Raw genomic sequence first — 16,169 nt, forward strand, 5'->3', positions numbered from 1 at the left:
TTTTTAATGTAATGTGATAACATGAGTGAGAAAAAGATAGAATGGAATAGTAATTTTGCATTCATGATGGCTATGATCGGTTCAGCTGTCGGACTCGGAAACATTTGGAGATTCCCGAATGTACTCTACTCCAACGGTGAAGGTTCATTCATGATTCCTTATATCGTTTCATTATTTTTACTAGGAATATCCTTTGTACTAGTAGAATATGCAGTTGGATTCAGATTCAAAAAGTCAATAGGCAGAATTCTATTCGCAGTAAGTAAAAAATTAGAACCAATCGCATGGTTCATCGTATTAGTAGTATTTTTAATCACAACATACTATGTTTGTGTTGTTGGATGGGATTTAATTTATGTTGTTTTAAGTTTCACAAAAGGTTGGGGTGCGAATCCAGACACATTCTTTGTAAGCAACGTATTACAAGCAACAGACTCAGTAACTGGAATCTTCCAAATTGTACCAATCGTACTCGGATCAGTTTGTGCAATATGGTTAGCAATCTGGTTGATTGTTAAAAGAGACTTAAATGACGGAATTGGAAATGTAAGTAAAATCTTATTACCAGTACTCTGTTTCATGGTAATCGGAATTGTTGCATTCTCATTAACCTTACCTGGTGCATCAATCGGATATACCCAAATATTTACACCGGACTGGAATGCATTAACCAATCTAGATGTATGGCTAGCAGCATTTGGACAAATTGTATTCTCCTTAAGTTTAGGTATGGCAATCGCAATGACCTACGCAAGCTACTTACCAGAAAAATCAAAATTAGTAGACAGCGCAGTAACTGTTGCATTTTCAAATTCAGCATTCGAAGTATTTAACTCAATTGGAATCTTTTCCATCTTAGGATTCATGGCATTTACCAGTGGAATTCCATTTGATCAGTTAGTAACTGAAGGAACAGGACTTGCATTCGTAGTATTCCCACAAGTATTCAACACAATGGGAACTGTAGGAGCAGTTCTTGGACCAGTGTTCTTCATCTGTATCTTATTTGCAGGAATTACCTCTGCTATTGCACTTCTTGAAGTGGCAACTTATGCAATTTCTGAAAAATTCGATATTGAACGTAAAAAAGCTGTTACATACATTTGTATTGTAGGATTCTTAATTTCCACAATATTTGCAACAGGACTTGGAAGTACAATACTCGGAGCATTCGATGCATTCTTAAACAACTTCGCATTGTTACTCGGAATCCTTATTGAATGTATAATCTTCGGTTGGATTTACGACTTTGATAAATTAATTGAAACATTGAATGCAGATTCAAGAATCAAAGTAGGTAAACTCTGGAAAGCTGTTATTAAATTTATTTTACCAATTTGTATCGCTATCTTATGGATACAAGGAGTCTACTCCACAATTACAAGTTCAGACCCATTAAGCTTAACCATTATGGGAATCTTAACTGTAGTATTAATCGTATTACCAATTGTATTTGCTAAATTACCAGCAAAAGCAGAAGATTACTACGAAGTAGACATTGAATAGCTAATTAATTAGCTATTTCTTTTTTTATTTTTTTATTTAAAAAACAAGACAAAATATACTATTTTTTAATTAAATTTTAGAAAAAAAGATTTAAAAGGCAGTAATGGATAAGAATATCCCCATACTAAATTAACATTCAAATCCACCGTCACATCTGATGATTTGTCCGTCAACAAATTCAGACTCATCAGAAGCAAGGAATAAAGCGAGTGCTGCAATATCTTCTCCTTGACCTACACGTTTCATTGGTGCTCCGTCGACCATCATTTGTAATGCTTCTACACCACCAATACTATCTACCATAGCAGTATGGATAGCACCAGGTGCAATACCGTTACATCTTATTTCAGGACCAAGTTCGAATGCTATTGATTTTGTAAGACCCGCAATAGCGTGTTTTAAACTGATGTATCCAACGAAACCGAAGTGAGCAGCATATGAAGCTACTGAACAGGTGTTAATAATAGTACCTTTTCCTTTTTCTTTCATTACAGGAGCCACTAATTGAGTTAAGTACAATGCAGCATATACATCCACATCAAATACTCTGTCCCATTCTTCTTTTGTCATTTCTAAAAGAGGAGTGACACTTAATAAACCAGCATTGTTGAATAAAATGTCAACAGTACCGTATTCTTCCATAGTGGTATCGAAAACTTTTTTGATATCATCAACATTAGCCATATCTGCAATTACATAGATTGCTTCATTACCTTTCCGCTTTGATATCATCAACAACAGCTTTAGCTCTTTCTTCGTTTCTTCCAGTTACAACAACTTTTGCCCCTTCTGCAGCGAAGAGTTTTGCGGAATCACGACCCATACCGGATGTTGAACCGGTAACCATTGCTACTTTACCATCTAGTTTTCCCATGATAACACTTCCTTTAATTTAATTGATATGATCTCGTTATTGGATAAATCCAATAATGAATTCTTGGTATTTTATAATATATCATAAATTATATTTAAAAATTTTTAATTAATTTTCATATTCTCAGAACAATAACCAGATATATCCACATATATTGAATTTTATTTAATATGAAAACAATAAGACCATTATAATTCAAAAAAAGCATCTAACTAAAATATTTAGACCCATAAAGAAAATTAAAGTAATTTAAAACTTCAATATATTTATATGAACAGTTTCTAACCAATTATACAGAATTTAAGAGGTTAAACTATGATTAATATATCTTCCATAAAAATGCACATGTACTGCCCAATGAGCTTATATCTAAAAACACATGTAGACACCAATGAAAACGAAAAATACAATAGTTATCTTGAAATCAAGAATTTGAAAATTGACATCCAGGATTTGATGCAGAAGAATATTCGTAAAATCAAAAGGCAAATGAATTTGGATGAAATTGAAAAAATATTATCCCAAAACATTTACGAATACATAAAAAGCACCACTGAATCAATGAATTCTTCAGATATCCATCTTACCCCCGAACAGGTTGATGATATAAACGACGAAACTTACTTCAACATAAAGACACTAAGTATCAAAGCCAAAAAGGCAATGACAATATTGGATAAGGACGGATTTGGCATTACTGAAATGTTCTTTCCAAACTGCATTTATTCTTATCTAATCAAAGACTCCCAGCTTGAATTGATTGGAATGTGCGATAAAATAGAGATAATTGATGGAAGATACTACCCAATAAGCATCAAGAGCTCAAATCCTCCGATAAAGGGAGTTTGGGACCAGGATGCAGTTGAACTTGTTGCAAATGCAATACTTCTTGAAGAGGAATTTGACACCGAAGTGTTTGTCGGATTTGTGGATTACAAAAAAATTGGCGACAGAAGACCAGTTGTGATGGACGTTGACCTCAGAAAATCATTGTTCAGTGTAATTAGGGAGGTAAAAGAAATAATTGAAAATAAGAAACTTCCAAATGTTAAAAAGAATCCTAAGAAATGCATGAACTGCGAATATGAAAATTTATGTGAAAAAATAAGTTAAAAATAAGGACGATATCCTTATTTAGAAATGAATATTACCATCTAAACGTTCAATGTTGAAAACTGCAGTATCTGCAATAGACATTACAGCCAAAACACCCGCCTGAATCGGATCTGTGATAATTAAATCAGCATATTTAGTGACACTACCCGGCATGTTAAGTGAAATTACAATCAAATTGCTTTCTTCCTTGACCTTTTTGACTGCCTGAGTGATTTCACCACCCATAAGTGAACCTGCCAAAACCAAAGCATGAACACGAGGAAGTCTTGAAATAGCTTCAATAGCTTCAGCCAGAGGTTTTTCACCAACCAGTGGAATAGTATCCACACTTATACGTTCACCACGTATATTGTGCCTGTCTGCCTCGGTGATTGCACCCATAGCAACTTGAGATACCTGTGCTCCACCACCGATTATAATTATACGTTTACCATAAATATCCAATTGAGAACCATGCAATTCAACTGATTTGACTTCTTCAATTTTTTCCAAATCCACAATCAAATCATCAATGTTTTCAACATGCTCAAGTTCAAGGTTGATGGAGCCCATGTTGTTTTTTTCAACAAAAAGATGAACATAACTAATGTTAGCACCATATTCTGTGATAACATCAGTAATATCATACAATACTCCCTTTTTCTCATCAGATTTAATAGTTAATGTATAATCACTCATTTTTTGGCCTTACTTTATCTAATTCAGCATGTGCTCTTTTCCACATGCTTAAAAAATTATCATTCAAAGTAACTGGAATAACGTCAAGTCCTAAATCCCTATGTTCATGAATCCATTCTTCATCAAACACAGGTATTTCCATTTTAATTGGTTCGGAGGTCTTATTAACTACTATAAGATTTCTGTAAGGAAAATCCCATTCAACAATGTATCCTCCAAGACTTATTATGTGATATGGCATCATAACAAATTTCATAAATAATTCCTCCTATAATAATCCAAGCACAATAGCCAAGATTCCAAGTAAAGTTGTTCCTAAGATTGTAGGCAATAACTGTTTGTTTGTAAATACTGGTGCAAATGCTGAGAATACTCCCATCAATAACACAAATATTAAAGCAACTGCAATGTTGACAAGAATTCCTAATGACAAGATGCTTGGTGGAAATCCGATGAACAATACTGAAAATACTGCACCAAGAACAAACATAAAGAATCCTCTGGTTAAAACAACAATAGCCCTGTATTTTGCAGCATATTCCATGTATGGCCCTTCAATAACATCAGATTTAGCTTTGATAATTGAAAATGGATATTCATTTAATATAATCATATAACCGATGAAGAATACAATAGCTGCAAGTCCTCCCGCTACAGTAAACAAGAAAGGTCCGTGAACTTGTTGGAAAGTTACAATGTCCTGCAAGAAAATACTTCTAGCTGCAGTTACCGGAGCAAATAATGCCAAATACAATGGGAATGATCCATAAGTAATCATCCTTAAAGATCTTTTTGCACTTATGTCTTCAATGAATGATAATGGAGCTTTTAAATGTACTGCACCTTTTACACGATCTGGGAAAGGCATTTTAACAGACATTACAGATTTGGATAATGCCCCCATTAATACATAACAGATTTCTTCAACTTTTAAAAAACCAACAATTGCAACTAAGCTTGCAAGTGCAGGTATTTTGTAAGCCTGTGGAGTTAATGCAATGAATACACATAAAACCACAATGAAACAAATAATCGGCAATACTTTGTATAATTTTGGAACTGGAGATGAAACTTCAATATTTTCCTTAAACATGAATTTAATTGGAGCCATTATTCCAGGAGCAATAACAAGAGGTCCAATCCTTTGTTGAATCCTTGCATGAACATACTTTCTTTCAATACCTGGAAGCAATGTTGAAATTACAAAACAAACAAGTACAGTAAGAATTACTGCAACTATCGGATTTGTAAGTATATTTGAATACATAATCTATCTCCTAATTACCTCAATTGCTCTGTCAGTACATGTGAAACATGGGTCACATTGTACAATACATAATTGTCCATCAGTCAAGTGGTTTCCGATACATGCATACTGCATTGCACCGATGTTTGACATTGACGGAGTTCTTATGATACAATGTCTTATCCTACCAGTTTCCAATGCATAAGAATGATATAATGTTCCCCTTGGAACTTCAATATAACTTTCAACAATACCATCAGTGTCAACCATTTCCCAATCATGGTTAACTAATTTACCTTCAGGAATATCCCTGATAGCTTGTCTTATGATTTTTATTGATTCGAATGACTCTAAAACCCTCATCAATAAATTGGATTTTACATCACAGTCAGGTTGAGTAACTACATTATAATCAAAGTCATCATATTCAAACATAGTTGTTCTCAAGTCCCTTGCAACACCAGTAGCTCTCAAGGACGGTCCTGTTACTGCTAATTTTATAGCTTGTTTTTGTGGCAATACTCCCACGCCAGTAATCCTTGACAATACAATTGGATCTGCTACAAACCTGTCAGCAAAACCTGACAAACCTTCTTCGATTTTATCCATGTCATCTTTGAGTCTTTGTAGTTTATTTGAATCGAGTTCACACCTTGGTCTTACTCCACCTAAAACAGAGCAACCGTATTGAACTCTGTTTCCCCCAATCATAGCGAGTAATTCCATAACGATTTCTCTTAAGTAGAATACTCTCATTGAAAATGTTTCGTGAGCAAGCACTTCACAACCATGCGCTAAATACAAGAAGTGAGAATGTAATCTTTCAAGTTCCCCCATAATTACACGAATGTATACAGCTCTCTTTGGAATTTCAATACCTAAACCAATTTCTGCTGTTCTGCATGAGTTCCATACATGTGAATTGGAACAAATTCCACAAATTTTTTCAGTAAGCGCATTAGCCTTTTGAACAGGAAGACCTTCCATGATTCTTTCTATTCCCCTATGATTAACACCAATAGTAATTTCAGCTTCCTGAATGATTTCATCTTCTACAAAAAACCTTACCCTATATGGCTCCAATGCAGCAGGGTGAACTGTACCCATTGGAATTTCTGTTTCAATACTATTATTTGTCGGTACTTTTTCATCCATTTTATCCCCTCTCTAGTCCGCATCTAATAATGTAGGTAAAAGTGATACAACTCCAGCCAAAACATCTTGTGGCCTTACAGCACAACCTGGAACCTTTGCATTTACAGGTATGATATTTTCAACTGGTCCTTCAATCTCTTCTGAAGGAATATCTCCATGACAATTCTTATAAACTCCACCCATTAAAGCACAACTTCCTGCAGCTACTACTAATTTAGGATTAGGAATAGCTTCATAGATTGCTTCTAATGGTTTCCTATTTAAATGTGTAACTGGTCCGGTTACAACCAAAACATCAGCTTCACGTGGATTCCAAGTTAAGAACACATTATATTGTTCAGCATCAAATCTTGGTGATAATATTGAATTAACAATCTCAATATCGCATCCATTACATCCACCAGTATAAACTAACATGACGTGAATTGCTCTTGCTCTTGAAAATGATTTAATTCCCATCTAATCACCATCCTCTTTATTTCTTAATACAGTTTTGTCTGATAAATATTGTGCAATAACTTTAATCTTATCATCGGATATTTTAAATGGTTCATCAAGGAATTCTGAAACATTGACTTCTTGATCACCAACGCAAGTTGGATGAATTGCTCCTTTTTGCCCATAAAGTGAGAATATTGGACAGAAATCATGACAATAGTAACACACGACACATTTTTCAAGATTAATTTCAGGCACTTGATCTTTAGTCCAACCTTCAGTCAATTTAACTGGATGAGCTAATGGTTTCATTTCAACTGCACCTGTTGGACATACATTAGCACAACCAGAACATCCAATACATGCATTCTCATCAACTCTATCATCTACTTTAACTGAAAGAGTTGCGATTTGATTTCTCATATCCATATCTGTAACTCTATCAGCTGCAAAAAAGATTCTTTTAAAGTTGGTAAATGCTCCTTCTAAAGCTATTCTAATTAAATTTCTCATTTAAATACCCTCTATTGAATCTTTAAAATTTCTTTCGAATAAAAATGCTCTTGCAGGACATGCGTTCTTACATGCACCACAATATGTACAATTCTCTTCATTGACAACATAACAATCATCAACTTTCTCAATTGCATCATATGAGCAAGTTTTGTAACATAAGCCACAATGCATACATAATTTTTGTTCAATGAAATTGAATCCATCTTTAATTTCATTTTTGTACATTGTAGATTTAGGAATCGCATCAACAGGACAATGTACAGCACAGTTTTCACATAATATACATTTATCCAAGTCAACTGAAATACTTCCTCTGTTAAGTGTAATTGCATCCTCCTGACACATTTCAACACAGATTCCACATGATATACAATCATCTGAAACTTTACCATCCCATGAGTGAGTCATGAACTGACGTGCATAGTCTTCATTACAAACATGCACACATTTTCCACAGGATACACAGAATCCTGCTAATGTAGGCAATTCAACATCATTTACTTCATCATAGATGAACATCTCATCGCTTTCAGTCAATGTATTTACAGGACAGTAACTAATTGCAACATCATGGTTTGCATTTTCTGTATCTGCTGTTGGATCATATCTTAATTTACCATCGACCCTTTTATAAGATTCATTTTCACATGAATCCGCACATAATCCACAGTTTAAACATGAAACATAGGAACCATGTGGTTTTTGATTCAATTTGTTAACCACAATAGCAAAGTCCTCAACAGAAATTGCATCATGAGGACAAGCTTTCATACAGTTAAGACAAAGTGTACAGGATTTTTTATTGACAATTTGATGTTTGTTCATTGAATTGTTCGGACAGACATCCTCACATAATCTGCATCCAGTACAAATTCCTTCATCCCTGTCAACTTTGACATGAATCGCTCCTGTCGGACAATATTCCTGACATCTTCCACATAATACACAATTTTCCAAATCTGTTCCAAAGTAGCTTCTTGTAACCAGTTTGGTTTCACTTTCTTTTTTATGAGGAACATTTTTCAATGGAGGATTTAGAATTTGAAGTGATCTGATTAAATTCAATTGTTTGTCTTTTTCAAGTTCATATCCATCAACACGGTTTGGACAGACTTCATGACAAACTCCACAACGGGAACATATACCGTATACAACTCCATCTTCAATGATAATATTGTTTGTAGGACAGTTGTACATACACATTCCACAGCCGTTACATTTGGCTCTGTCTACAACATATCCACCATAGCTATTTTGGAATATTGCATCATTCGGACAGTTTTCATAACATTTTCCACAAGTAAGACAACTGAATGCTTTTCCATTGATAAACTTAATAGCTTTTGTAGGACATTGATTAATACATTCCCTTTTTCCGTCACATGTATTAGTTGATAAAAACATTATAACAACCCCTTATTTACTCCTTGCAAATAGTAGTTTGCCTACAAAAATTCCTATTAAAGCAGATATAAATGCAGTTGAAATTGGTAAATCTGTGTAAAATGGATAATTACCAGATTGCCATGCTACAATGATTCCTGCAATAATGATTATTACAAATGATGCTATAGTTAACTCGGAATCTCCGACATTTGTTTTGATTTGAGATCCTATAATTACACCTAATATCAATCCGAATATAATTGGTCCTAAACTTAACATCATTCGCTCTCCTCTGTAATTTTCTTAAATCCTGCAAATGCAATTACAATTGCAGATAATCCTACGAATACTTTTAATCCCACGAATATATTGAGGTATGGAATAATACCTGCATTGGTAACGTCAGGGTAGTGGAATGCAGTTTGTATCGCTGAAGGTACGATATTCAATATGTCTGTACCTACATTGTATAGGAAAAATCCACCAACAAATAAACCGACCAATCCGAAAATGATGAATCCTAATGCACCAACAGATTCAAGAACTTCAATATATGTATGTGAGAATTCCAATGGAGAATTACCTAATCCATATACAAGAATAGACAATATGACTCCACTTGCTATCATAGCACCGCCTTGGAAACCTCCACCAGGAGTTATGTGTCCACCAAGAATAGTCATAATACCTAAACAGATTAATATCATTGAGATTGGTAAAGAGACTAATTTTAAAATCATACTACCTTGACTCATTGTTTATCCCCCAATAATCCTCTACCAAAGATAAGTAAAACCACTAAACCAGCAGTTAACAATATAATTGATTCACCTAATGTATCGTAAGCCCTGAAATCAAAAATGACAACAGTTACCATGTTTGGAGCTATTTGAGTTCCCAAAGCGTTATAGATATTACTTACACCTGCATTAATCATGCTGCTTAAATGGAACACAGCATCTAATAATGTAACAGAAAATACTGCTGCCATTACTGCTGCGATTAAATTACGAACTGTTTGACTAGACAAGATTACCACCCCAATACATGATTGCACCTATAATTGCAAGTGTTACTATTGCATAAAATAACATTTTATCCAGAGAATCCTCTTGTTCAAGTTTGAACTTTGGAATAAGTGGAATATTAACAAGTAAAATCACTGCAGCGATTAAAGCGATTAATCCTGCAAGTAACACACTTACATGTCTTAACAACATGATTGCCAATATAAATGAAACAATCAAGAAGATTTCTGCTGTGATACTACCGGAAACATCCGCATTAGTGACCGGACCCGGTGAGAACAATTTTCTGAATTGTTTTACAACATCAAATATTCTGTCGTATAAGCTCATATTATTCCTCCTACAAAGCTAGAAATTCCGTGTACGATAGGATCTGGGAATAAACCTAAGAGCACGATTATTATTAATAATATTCCCATAGCAAATATCATAGCGCGAGGAACCTCTTTGTTTTCAACATCTAAATCCGCTGGTTTTGGTTTTAAGAACATTGTGTAGAATGTTTTTACGAACACTACAAATGTAGCGATACTCACCATAATAGCTAAAATGGATAATTCTGGGAATCCGCAATTTAATGAAGCTTGAACAAGCATTAATTTAGATTGGAATCCGCTTAATGGTGGAACACCAGCCATTGCCAAACCACCAATTAAAAGCATGAGACTTACTTTTGGATGGTATGCTAAAAGACCACCAAGTTTACGTGTGTCAACTTCATTTGTTGCTTCAACGATTGCACCGAATCCAATGAATAACAATGCTGTAATAATGATTTCATTTAATGCTTGGAAAAGACCTGCAGTAATTGCATAATTAGTTCCAAGACCAATACCTAAACCGATGAAACCTAATTCTCCAACAGCCAAGAATCCAATCATTCTTCTGAAGTCAGTCTGGGTTAATGCGAGTGAAACACCCAAAATCATAGCTAAGACAGAGAAGAACACTATGAGAACTTCAAATATTGGTAATACAGAGTAGATTCTGTACATGATTAATACGATTGAAATCATGGAAATAACTGTAAATGATTGAAGTAAAGCTGCTCCATGAGGTTCTGCTTTTGAATAAACTCCAGATTTTATAGTATGAAATGGTGGTAAACCTGATGCATATAACCAACCAAAGAAGATTAATCCGAGTGATAATAAAAATACCGGAGATGTTACATTCACTAAACCATTGTGGACTGCAGAAACAATATCAGTTATATTTACACTACCGGTCAATGCTAGCAAGAATCCAATTCCTAAAAGCATTATAGGGCTTCCGATTGATCCTAAAATCATATACTTTAAAGCCATTTCATAACTGTATTCAATTGATGAAGCTGCAACTATACCCACTTGTGCAAGTGCCAATATTTCAAAGAACACAAACATGTGGAATATATCATCAGTTAAAATCATTGCAGTAACTGCTGCTGTACCTAAGAACAACAAGAACAAATAAGGCCCTGAAACTTCTTTATATTTAGTTAAATATACAAATACAACTAAAAATGTCAAAAGACCAACCATTGCAATGAATATTTGTTGCAAGAATGTAAATGAATAGGTAATTGCAGGGTGATATACGACATTTGTCACATTATCCAATATTGGTTCATATCCTCCAAAGTAATGAAGACCGTAATTTGACAACAATGGAATTAAAGGAAGACATATTGCAACGACAAATGCAAAAATCTTAGTAGCTTTATTGAATTTTGAAAAAGCACTAATAATCAATGCTGCCATTAATGGAACAATAACCATAAGTGGAATTAGTTCATTCATTGTATTCCTCCTGTTTTGATGTATCTGCCAACATTACACTTGTACTTAAGGTACCATACCTTCTGTAGAGAACCATTACCAATGCAAGCATTACAGCAAGAGTACTTGCACCGATTACGATACTGGTAAGCACTAAACCAAAAGGCAATGGGTATGCTGCGTTTGATGCAAACCATGAAGTGTCCATACCTGGCATTAAGATAGGTACAACACCTCCTGCCTTATAACCAATAGCCACAATGAATAGATTAACTCCTTCTTCAATGAAACTAATACCAATTATCTTTTTTATGATATTATCAATAAAAATTGCAGAATAAAGTCCAACAATGACTAATGCAACTGAAGTCAATAATATCGCAAGTTGAGTCTGTGCCATTAGTTATCCACCCTCTGAGTTTTTTTAACAGCCAAAGCAATAAATACAGGTACGATTGCAGCACCCACAATAGCTTGAGTTAAAGCAACATCAGGTGCCAATAAGATTTGGAAAAGCACTGCAAGAGCCCCACCTGAAAATCCTGTCAAAATTGCTGCTTTTAATAAGTCTTTTTGGATAAGAGCAAGAATGGCACTTAAAACTGTTATTAAACACAATACAAATTCGATCATCTTACTCATCCTCATTAATCTCCAATGTAGTTACTGAAAACCTTTCATCTACTTTGAGTTTTTCTGAATTTTCACTTTCTAAAGCTTGCATTTTTTCTTTAGGATGTAAAAATGGATGGTCTTCACCTACATCTACTTCAACATTTTGTAAATCTAAATTATTTTCTCTATCTTCTTTGTTCCAATAAGCATTACCGACTGCGTGTGCTATGAACGGTGCTAGAATAAAGTAGATTCCAGCAAGCAAATATTGTCCAATTGCAATCATTGCAATTACGCATGCAATATCGAAAACACCTACAATATGAATTCTTGCATAAACAACATTCTTTGTACCTTTACCTAAACTAAGAAGGCCTATTGCGGAAATTATGATTAAAATAGCTGCTATGATAAGAAGAGCTGATTGAATATATTCTATCATTCATCATCACCTCCCAAAACTACAGCGAAAGCAACAGTACCTACAAAACCAAAGAATATTAAAGCTAATGATATATCTCTAAAGAATTCAAGGTTATATAAACCACCAATGATTAATAATGCAACTGCAAATGCATTTACAACAGCAGAGCTTCCTAAAAGCCCCATTGATGTGGATTTGTATGCACTTGCTCTTAATGCAGCTAACATCATTATCATTAATGCAATAACCACAATATATTTTGAAATAAATAATATATCCATACTATCTCACTCGATTATTTAATAAGAAAAAAGGAGTTTACTCCAACATTTTCTTTATATACGGTTCAAAAGGAATAACATCCTCTTTTTTTCTTGGAGAAATAGTAGCTACTTTGATAATGTTATTTTCACTGTCCAACTCAACAGACAAAGTACCCGGAGTTAAAGAAATACTATTTGCTAATATTGTCTGTGAAACTGGCCTTTCTAAAACAGTTTCAATGTCAAAGACAACAGGATCAATATTTCTTCTCATAATACCATTAAATGCAACATCAAATGTTGATTTAATGATTTCATAAATAAGGTCTAAGAAATAAATAATTCCATAACCAATTCTAGTCAAAAACATTAATAAGCTCCATTTCATTTTATAATTAAAAAAGTCAAAAAATTGACTATATATAATAACAGTATTATTTATCATGATTATTTATTATAAATGTTGTGTATTTTATTTTGAAAGTGTATGAAAAATAAATAACATAGTAATAAATTTTTTAAAAAAAATAAATAAGCATTAAACACATGTTATCACACAAATAAAGATTAAAACATTAATGAAATTCAAATTTAAAGGAAAAAATATCAAAAAATAATAAGATTATATACTATGAAAAATAAATTTAGGCATACCTAAAGGTGTGCTTATGAATTTAGTCGAAAAAATAGAACCAATAATTATATTTTCTGCAGTTTTGATAGGCCTTCTTTTAAGCAACATCAACATAATAGCTCAGAATACAGGAAATTTGATAAACCTATTTTTATGTTTAATGATTTACGGATTATTCCTGGAAGTCAATCTCAATGAATTAAAAAACAGTTTTAAAAATGTTAAATTCACATTAACCAGCCTAGCAATAAATTTCATATGGACACCACTATTCGGATATTTCATGGGATCACTATTTTTAAAAGGAAATGTGGACATACTAATTGGTTTTTTCATGCTGATTCTAACCCCATGTACCGATTGGTATCTAGTATTTACAAAACTTGCAAAAGGAGATTTGAATTTAAGTTTATCCATCCTTCCACTAAATTTAATTTTACAGATATTACTTCTTCCAATTTATTTAGTGATTTTCTTTTCAAGTGGAAATTCAATGGATTATATGCAAATCATCTATTCAATATTAATTGTAATTGTAATTCCTTTTGTTGGAGCACAGATTACCAAATTCCTTTTAAATGAAACAATAAAAGAAAAAGTGACAGGTACCATTTCATCTTTGGAGATTTGGTTTTTATCAATAGCTGTCTTTTGTATATTTTCAAGTCAAGGAAGTCTTTTGTTTGATAATTTAAACTCAGTAATTTCTATATTCATACCATTGATTATATTTTTTATTGCAAATACAATAATAGACCTGTTACTGTCTGAAAAAATAAATTTTACATATTCAGAGTATGCCAGCCTGACAATGACAACACTTGCTCGCAATTCCCCACTGGCACTGGCTATTGCAATAAATTCATTCCCAAACCATGAATTAATAGCAATTGCTCTTGTAATTGGACCATTAATAGAATTACCAGTTTTATATATTGTCTCCAAATTCTGTTTATGGATTAAAAATCAGGACTTTTCTTTGTTTGTAACTACAATTTCTAATACTTGATATACATTTCAAACAATTTGAACAAGACAGGAGCATGATACAACATTGACAATACCGCCAATGCGAAAACCACCATCAACCCAAAATTTTTATAAACTTTTTTTGAAGATAACGGAGCAAATAGTTTAATTCCTGATGGAGTAAATGAATCAATGACAATATGAGAAAATACCCCCAAAAGTAAACTTAAAACTATTTCGATATAGGAAAAGTCCCCTGTTTTAACTACAAACAAACTAATGAAAAATATTGGTAAAAAAATCATCAATAACTTTTTATTCAAAAACAAAAAGCCCAATAAAGCAATCAATATTGCCAAAATCAAATAATGATCATTTAACATTGAAACTACCGTAATCAGTTGTAGTGACCAAATCAATATCAAACTAACTGCAGCAGTTAATGTTAATACCCCAAAAAGCGAATGAGTGAAACTACGGTGTTCAGAAAAATAAAATGTTACACCTAAGAATACTACAATCAAACCAATATAATAAGGTAATTTAAGTATATACAATGATATGAACATTATTAATCCCAATATAATCATCCTATAAACATTCTCCTTTTTGAACTTATGATCAAAATCCGGAATATTTGCACCAATTAACGTTAAAGCAATTAACAGAGGACTGTGAAAAAACATGCACGCAAGTAACAATGCAAATATGGAATGTCCTTTATAAGACGACAACTCAAATCACCTTACAAATATTATCTAAATATAATTAAAAGTAATTAATCCAAGAGCATTTGAAAAGTAATATTAAATTCCAAAATAAGATAAAAAACTTTTCATTTGACGGAAAGATGTTTCGACAGTGCCTTTGCCAACACTACCAAATGGAGATAACACTTCACAAGTGATTGATGGAATACCATTCAGATTACAGACATCTTCAAGGGCTCCTTTATACATAGACCCTGCAAAGTCAAAAGAAAGCATTTCAGAACCAACATCCCTTGAAATATAATTTGCCATGAGAAAACTTTCAGGAGTTGGGGATTTTGATGAAAATACTGACTCACAACCAGGGTTTGAATTAAAAGAAGTTGAATGGAAATCACCCACAGCAGTAACTCCAAGTTCTTCAATAGCCTGCATAATCAAATTACTGACTGAATTTTTAATATGGGCCGCCCTATTTAAATCTAGAGAATTCAATGTTCTCTCATTATCCATGGAAGATTTTGGGGCTGCAAATGGAATTAAATAGACAGTATTATTCAAATCTTTATTTAATAATTCATTTATCATGTATAAATTAGCTATTTGAGGAGGTAATTCGTTTCCATGAATACCTGAAACAATCATTATTTTCTTTCCACCCCCACCGACTTTGAAAATTGGAGTACCATAAACAGATTTTTCTAAAATAAACTGATTGAGAGGAGTCAAATCCAAATATTTCAAAATATGTTCATTTTTTGAAATGTATCCTCCGGAAAAATCTGAAATATAACTCATTTCCAAATTTCCAAACTGATCTAGCTTTTCTAAATGCATAATTAAATATACAT

24 protein-coding genes are annotated in these 16,169 nt (G+C 33.1%); 3 read left to right on the plus strand and 21 right to left on the minus strand.

Annotated features, from left to right (window positions below; genetic code table 11):
- Window positions 1-21: 21 nt before the first annotated feature.
- The gene (locus tag MR875_03055) at window positions 22-1,506 is read left to right on the plus strand and encodes a sodium-dependent transporter (GenBank protein ID MCI6993830.1); all 1,485 of its coding nucleotides are present in this window, start codon (window positions 22-24) and stop codon (window positions 1,504-1,506) included.
- Window positions 1,507-1,635: 129 nt separating this feature from the next.
- Here MR875_03055 and MR875_03060 read toward each other — a convergent pair whose 3' ends face one another.
- Window positions 1,636-2,238 carry an SDR family oxidoreductase gene (locus tag MR875_03060; GenBank protein ID MCI6993831.1) on the minus strand — a complete coding sequence of 201 codons (603 nt, stop codon included), beginning with the start codon at window positions 2,236-2,238 and terminating at the stop codon, window positions 1,636-1,638.
- Window positions 2,216-2,380, minus strand: a complete 165-nt coding sequence (locus MR875_03065) for an SDR family NAD(P)-dependent oxidoreductase (protein MCI6993832.1) — start codon at window positions 2,378-2,380, stop codon at window positions 2,216-2,218. The genes MR875_03060 and MR875_03065 overlap by 23 nt, the downstream gene beginning before the upstream one ends.
- Window positions 2,381-2,695: 315 nt before the next feature.
- On the opposite strand from MR875_03065, the gene cas4 reads away from it, so the two are divergent.
- Window positions 2,696-3,493 carry a CRISPR-associated protein Cas4 gene (gene cas4 / locus MR875_03070; protein ID MCI6993833.1) on the plus strand — a complete coding sequence of 266 codons (798 nt, stop codon included), beginning with the start codon at window positions 2,696-2,698 and terminating at the stop codon, window positions 3,491-3,493.
- A 21-nt stretch (window positions 3,494-3,514) separates the two neighbouring features.
- Here cas4 and MR875_03075 read toward each other — a convergent pair whose 3' ends face one another.
- Genes MR875_03075 through MR875_03155 form a run of 17 tightly spaced genes read right to left on the minus strand, consistent with a single transcriptional unit; the run spans window position 3,515 to window position 13,375 of the window.
- Window positions 3,515-4,174, minus strand: a complete 660-nt coding sequence (locus tag MR875_03075; protein MCI6993834.1) for a DUF5612 domain-containing protein — start codon at window positions 4,172-4,174, stop codon at window positions 3,515-3,517.
- Complete coding sequence (locus MR875_03080; protein MCI6993835.1) at window positions 4,167-4,430, minus strand: energy-converting hydrogenase B subunit P; 264 nt, start codon at window positions 4,428-4,430, stop codon at window positions 4,167-4,169. Before MR875_03080 ends, MR875_03075 begins: the two co-directional genes overlap by 8 nt.
- Window positions 4,431-4,442: 12 nt before the next feature.
- Window positions 4,443-5,441: an NADH-quinone oxidoreductase subunit H gene (locus tag MR875_03085; GenBank protein ID MCI6993836.1), complete on the minus strand. Its 999-nt coding sequence runs from the start codon at window positions 5,439-5,441 to the stop codon at window positions 4,443-4,445.
- A gap of 3 nt (window positions 5,442-5,444) precedes the next feature.
- Window positions 5,445-6,575 (minus strand): nickel-dependent hydrogenase large subunit, encoded by a 1,131-nt coding sequence (locus MR875_03090; GenBank protein MCI6993837.1) that lies wholly within the window; start codon window positions 6,573-6,575, stop codon window positions 5,445-5,447.
- Between the two features lie 12 nt (window positions 6,576-6,587).
- Window positions 6,588-7,034 carry an NADH-quinone oxidoreductase subunit B family protein gene (locus MR875_03095; GenBank protein MCI6993838.1) on the minus strand — a complete coding sequence of 149 codons (447 nt, stop codon included), beginning with the start codon at window positions 7,032-7,034 and terminating at the stop codon, window positions 6,588-6,590.
- Window positions 7,035-7,526 (minus strand): 4Fe-4S binding protein, encoded by a 492-nt coding sequence (locus MR875_03100; GenBank protein ID MCI6993839.1) that lies wholly within the window; start codon window positions 7,524-7,526, stop codon window positions 7,035-7,037.
- Window positions 7,527-8,933: a 4Fe-4S binding protein gene (locus MR875_03105; protein MCI6993840.1), complete on the minus strand. Its 1,407-nt coding sequence runs from the start codon at window positions 8,931-8,933 to the stop codon at window positions 7,527-7,529.
- A gap of 12 nt (window positions 8,934-8,945) precedes the next feature.
- Window positions 8,946-9,197, minus strand: a complete 252-nt coding sequence (locus MR875_03110; GenBank protein MCI6993841.1) for an energy-converting hydrogenase B subunit J — start codon at window positions 9,195-9,197, stop codon at window positions 8,946-8,948.
- Window positions 9,194-9,670, minus strand: coding sequence for a cation:proton antiporter (locus MR875_03115; GenBank protein MCI6993842.1), 477 nt, complete (start codon window positions 9,668-9,670; stop codon window positions 9,194-9,196). Before MR875_03115 ends, MR875_03110 begins: the two co-directional genes overlap by 4 nt.
- Window positions 9,667-9,906: an EhbH gene (locus MR875_03120; GenBank protein MCI6993843.1), complete on the minus strand. Its 240-nt coding sequence runs from the start codon at window positions 9,904-9,906 to the stop codon at window positions 9,667-9,669. Before MR875_03120 ends, MR875_03115 begins: the two co-directional genes overlap by 4 nt.
- 31 nt (window positions 9,907-9,937) lie before the next feature.
- A complete protein-coding gene (locus MR875_03125; protein ID MCI6993844.1) occupies window positions 9,938-10,273 on the minus strand; it encodes a hydrogenase in 336 nt (111 codons plus the stop codon).
- Window positions 10,270-11,724, minus strand: coding sequence for an energy conserving hydrogenase EhbF (ehbF, locus tag MR875_03130; GenBank protein ID MCI6993845.1), 1,455 nt, complete (start codon window positions 11,722-11,724; stop codon window positions 10,270-10,272). Before ehbF ends, MR875_03125 begins: the two co-directional genes overlap by 4 nt.
- Window positions 11,717-12,103, minus strand: a complete 387-nt coding sequence (locus MR875_03135; protein MCI6993846.1) for a cation:proton antiporter subunit C — start codon at window positions 12,101-12,103, stop codon at window positions 11,717-11,719. The genes ehbF and MR875_03135 overlap by 8 nt, the downstream gene beginning before the upstream one ends.
- Window positions 12,103-12,345: a DUF4040 domain-containing protein gene (locus MR875_03140; protein MCI6993847.1), complete on the minus strand. Its 243-nt coding sequence runs from the start codon at window positions 12,343-12,345 to the stop codon at window positions 12,103-12,105. The genes MR875_03135 and MR875_03140 overlap by 1 nt, the downstream gene beginning before the upstream one ends.
- Window positions 12,338-12,760: a cation:proton antiporter gene (locus MR875_03145; GenBank protein ID MCI6993848.1), complete on the minus strand. Its 423-nt coding sequence runs from the start codon at window positions 12,758-12,760 to the stop codon at window positions 12,338-12,340. The genes MR875_03140 and MR875_03145 overlap by 8 nt, the downstream gene beginning before the upstream one ends.
- Window positions 12,757-13,023: a hypothetical protein gene (locus MR875_03150; protein ID MCI6993849.1), complete on the minus strand. Its 267-nt coding sequence runs from the start codon at window positions 13,021-13,023 to the stop codon at window positions 12,757-12,759. The genes MR875_03145 and MR875_03150 overlap by 4 nt, the downstream gene beginning before the upstream one ends.
- Window positions 13,024-13,060: 37 nt before the next feature.
- The gene (locus MR875_03155) at window positions 13,061-13,375 is read right to left on the minus strand and encodes a monovalent cation/H+ antiporter subunit E (GenBank protein MCI6993850.1); all 315 of its coding nucleotides are present in this window, start codon (window positions 13,373-13,375) and stop codon (window positions 13,061-13,063) included.
- 298 nt (window positions 13,376-13,673) lie between these two features.
- Here MR875_03155 and MR875_03160 point away from each other — a divergent pair, with 298 nt between their 5' ends.
- On the plus strand, window positions 13,674-14,648 hold the full coding sequence (locus tag MR875_03160; GenBank protein MCI6993851.1) for an arsenic resistance protein: 975 nt from the start codon (window positions 13,674-13,676) through the stop codon (window positions 14,646-14,648).
- Here MR875_03160 and MR875_03165 read toward each other — a convergent pair.
- Both MR875_03165 and MR875_03170 read right to left on the minus strand, forming a co-directional pair.
- The gene (locus tag MR875_03165; protein ID MCI6993852.1) at window positions 14,638-15,342 is read right to left on the minus strand and encodes a metal-dependent hydrolase; all 705 of its coding nucleotides are present in this window, start codon (window positions 15,340-15,342) and stop codon (window positions 14,638-14,640) included. The two genes, MR875_03160 and MR875_03165, sit on opposite strands and share 11 nt — an antisense overlap.
- A gap of 72 nt (window positions 15,343-15,414) precedes the next feature.
- Entirely contained in the window at window positions 15,415-16,155 is a 741-nt protein-coding gene (locus MR875_03170; GenBank protein MCI6993853.1) for a succinylglutamate desuccinylase/aspartoacylase family protein, read from the minus strand.
- Window positions 16,156-16,169 lie beyond the last annotated feature (14 nt).

The sequence above is a fragment of the Methanobrevibacter sp. genome (assembly GCA_022775905.1).
Taxonomy (GTDB): domain Archaea; phylum Methanobacteriota; class Methanobacteria; order Methanobacteriales; family Methanobacteriaceae; genus Methanocatella.

What these genes read in the sequence shown, in the direction of transcription:
- MR875_03120 (MCI6993843.1), bottom strand. Translation starts at nt 9,906, where the DNA reads ATGGCAGCAGTATTTTCTGTTACATTATTAGATGCTGTGTTCCATTTA.
- MR875_03115 (MCI6993842.1), bottom strand. Translation starts at nt 9,670, where the DNA reads ATGAGTCAAGGTAGTATGATTTTAAAATTAGTCTCTTTACCAATCTCA.
- MR875_03075 (MCI6993834.1), bottom strand. Translation starts at nt 4,174, where the DNA reads ATGAGTGATTATACATTAACTATTAAATCTGATGAGAAAAAGGGAGTA.
- MR875_03065 (MCI6993832.1), bottom strand. Translation starts at nt 2,380, where the DNA reads ATGGGAAAACTAGATGGTAAAGTAGCAATGGTTACCGGTTCAACATCC.
- MR875_03085 (MCI6993836.1), bottom strand. Translation starts at nt 5,441, where the DNA reads ATGTATTCAAATATACTTACAAATCCGATAGTTGCAGTAATTCTTACT.
- MR875_03080 (MCI6993835.1), bottom strand. Translation starts at nt 4,430, where the DNA reads ATGAAATTTGTTATGATGCCATATCACATAATAAGTCTTGGAGGATAC.
- MR875_03060 (MCI6993831.1), bottom strand. Translation starts at nt 2,238, where the DNA reads ATGATATCAAAGCGGAAAGGTAATGAAGCAATCTATGTAATTGCAGAT.
- ehbF (MCI6993845.1), bottom strand. Translation starts at nt 11,724, where the DNA reads ATGAATGAACTAATTCCACTTATGGTTATTGTTCCATTAATGGCAGCA.
- MR875_03170 (MCI6993853.1), bottom strand. Translation starts at nt 16,155, where the DNA reads ATGCATTTAGAAAAGCTAGATCAGTTTGGAAATTTGGAAATGAGTTAT.
- MR875_03145 (MCI6993848.1), bottom strand. Translation starts at nt 12,760, where the DNA reads ATGATAGAATATATTCAATCAGCTCTTCTTATCATAGCAGCTATTTTA.
- MR875_03125 (MCI6993844.1), bottom strand. Translation starts at nt 10,273, where the DNA reads ATGAGCTTATACGACAGAATATTTGATGTTGTAAAACAATTCAGAAAA.
- MR875_03090 (MCI6993837.1), bottom strand. Translation starts at nt 6,575, where the DNA reads ATGGATGAAAAAGTACCGACAAATAATAGTATTGAAACAGAAATTCCA.
- MR875_03100 (MCI6993839.1), bottom strand. Translation starts at nt 7,526, where the DNA reads ATGAGAAATTTAATTAGAATAGCTTTAGAAGGAGCATTTACCAACTTT.
- MR875_03140 (MCI6993847.1), bottom strand. Translation starts at nt 12,345, where the DNA reads ATGAGTAAGATGATCGAATTTGTATTGTGTTTAATAACAGTTTTAAGT.
- cas4 (MCI6993833.1), top strand. Translation starts at nt 2,696, where the DNA reads ATGATTAATATATCTTCCATAAAAATGCACATGTACTGCCCAATGAGC.
- MR875_03135 (MCI6993846.1), bottom strand. Translation starts at nt 12,103, where the DNA reads ATGGCACAGACTCAACTTGCGATATTATTGACTTCAGTTGCATTAGTC.
- MR875_03150 (MCI6993849.1), bottom strand. Translation starts at nt 13,023, where the DNA reads ATGGATATATTATTTATTTCAAAATATATTGTGGTTATTGCATTAATG.
- MR875_03105 (MCI6993840.1), bottom strand. Translation starts at nt 8,933, where the DNA reads ATGTTTTTATCAACTAATACATGTGACGGAAAAAGGGAATGTATTAAT.
- MR875_03095 (MCI6993838.1), bottom strand. Translation starts at nt 7,034, where the DNA reads ATGGGAATTAAATCATTTTCAAGAGCAAGAGCAATTCACGTCATGTTA.
- MR875_03110 (MCI6993841.1), bottom strand. Translation starts at nt 9,197, where the DNA reads ATGATGTTAAGTTTAGGACCAATTATATTCGGATTGATATTAGGTGTA.
- MR875_03155 (MCI6993850.1), bottom strand. Translation starts at nt 13,375, where the DNA reads ATGTTTTTGACTAGAATTGGTTATGGAATTATTTATTTCTTAGACCTT.
- MR875_03160 (MCI6993851.1), top strand. Translation starts at nt 13,674, where the DNA reads ATGAATTTAGTCGAAAAAATAGAACCAATAATTATATTTTCTGCAGTT.
- MR875_03055 (MCI6993830.1), top strand. Translation starts at nt 22, where the DNA reads ATGAGTGAGAAAAAGATAGAATGGAATAGTAATTTTGCATTCATGATG.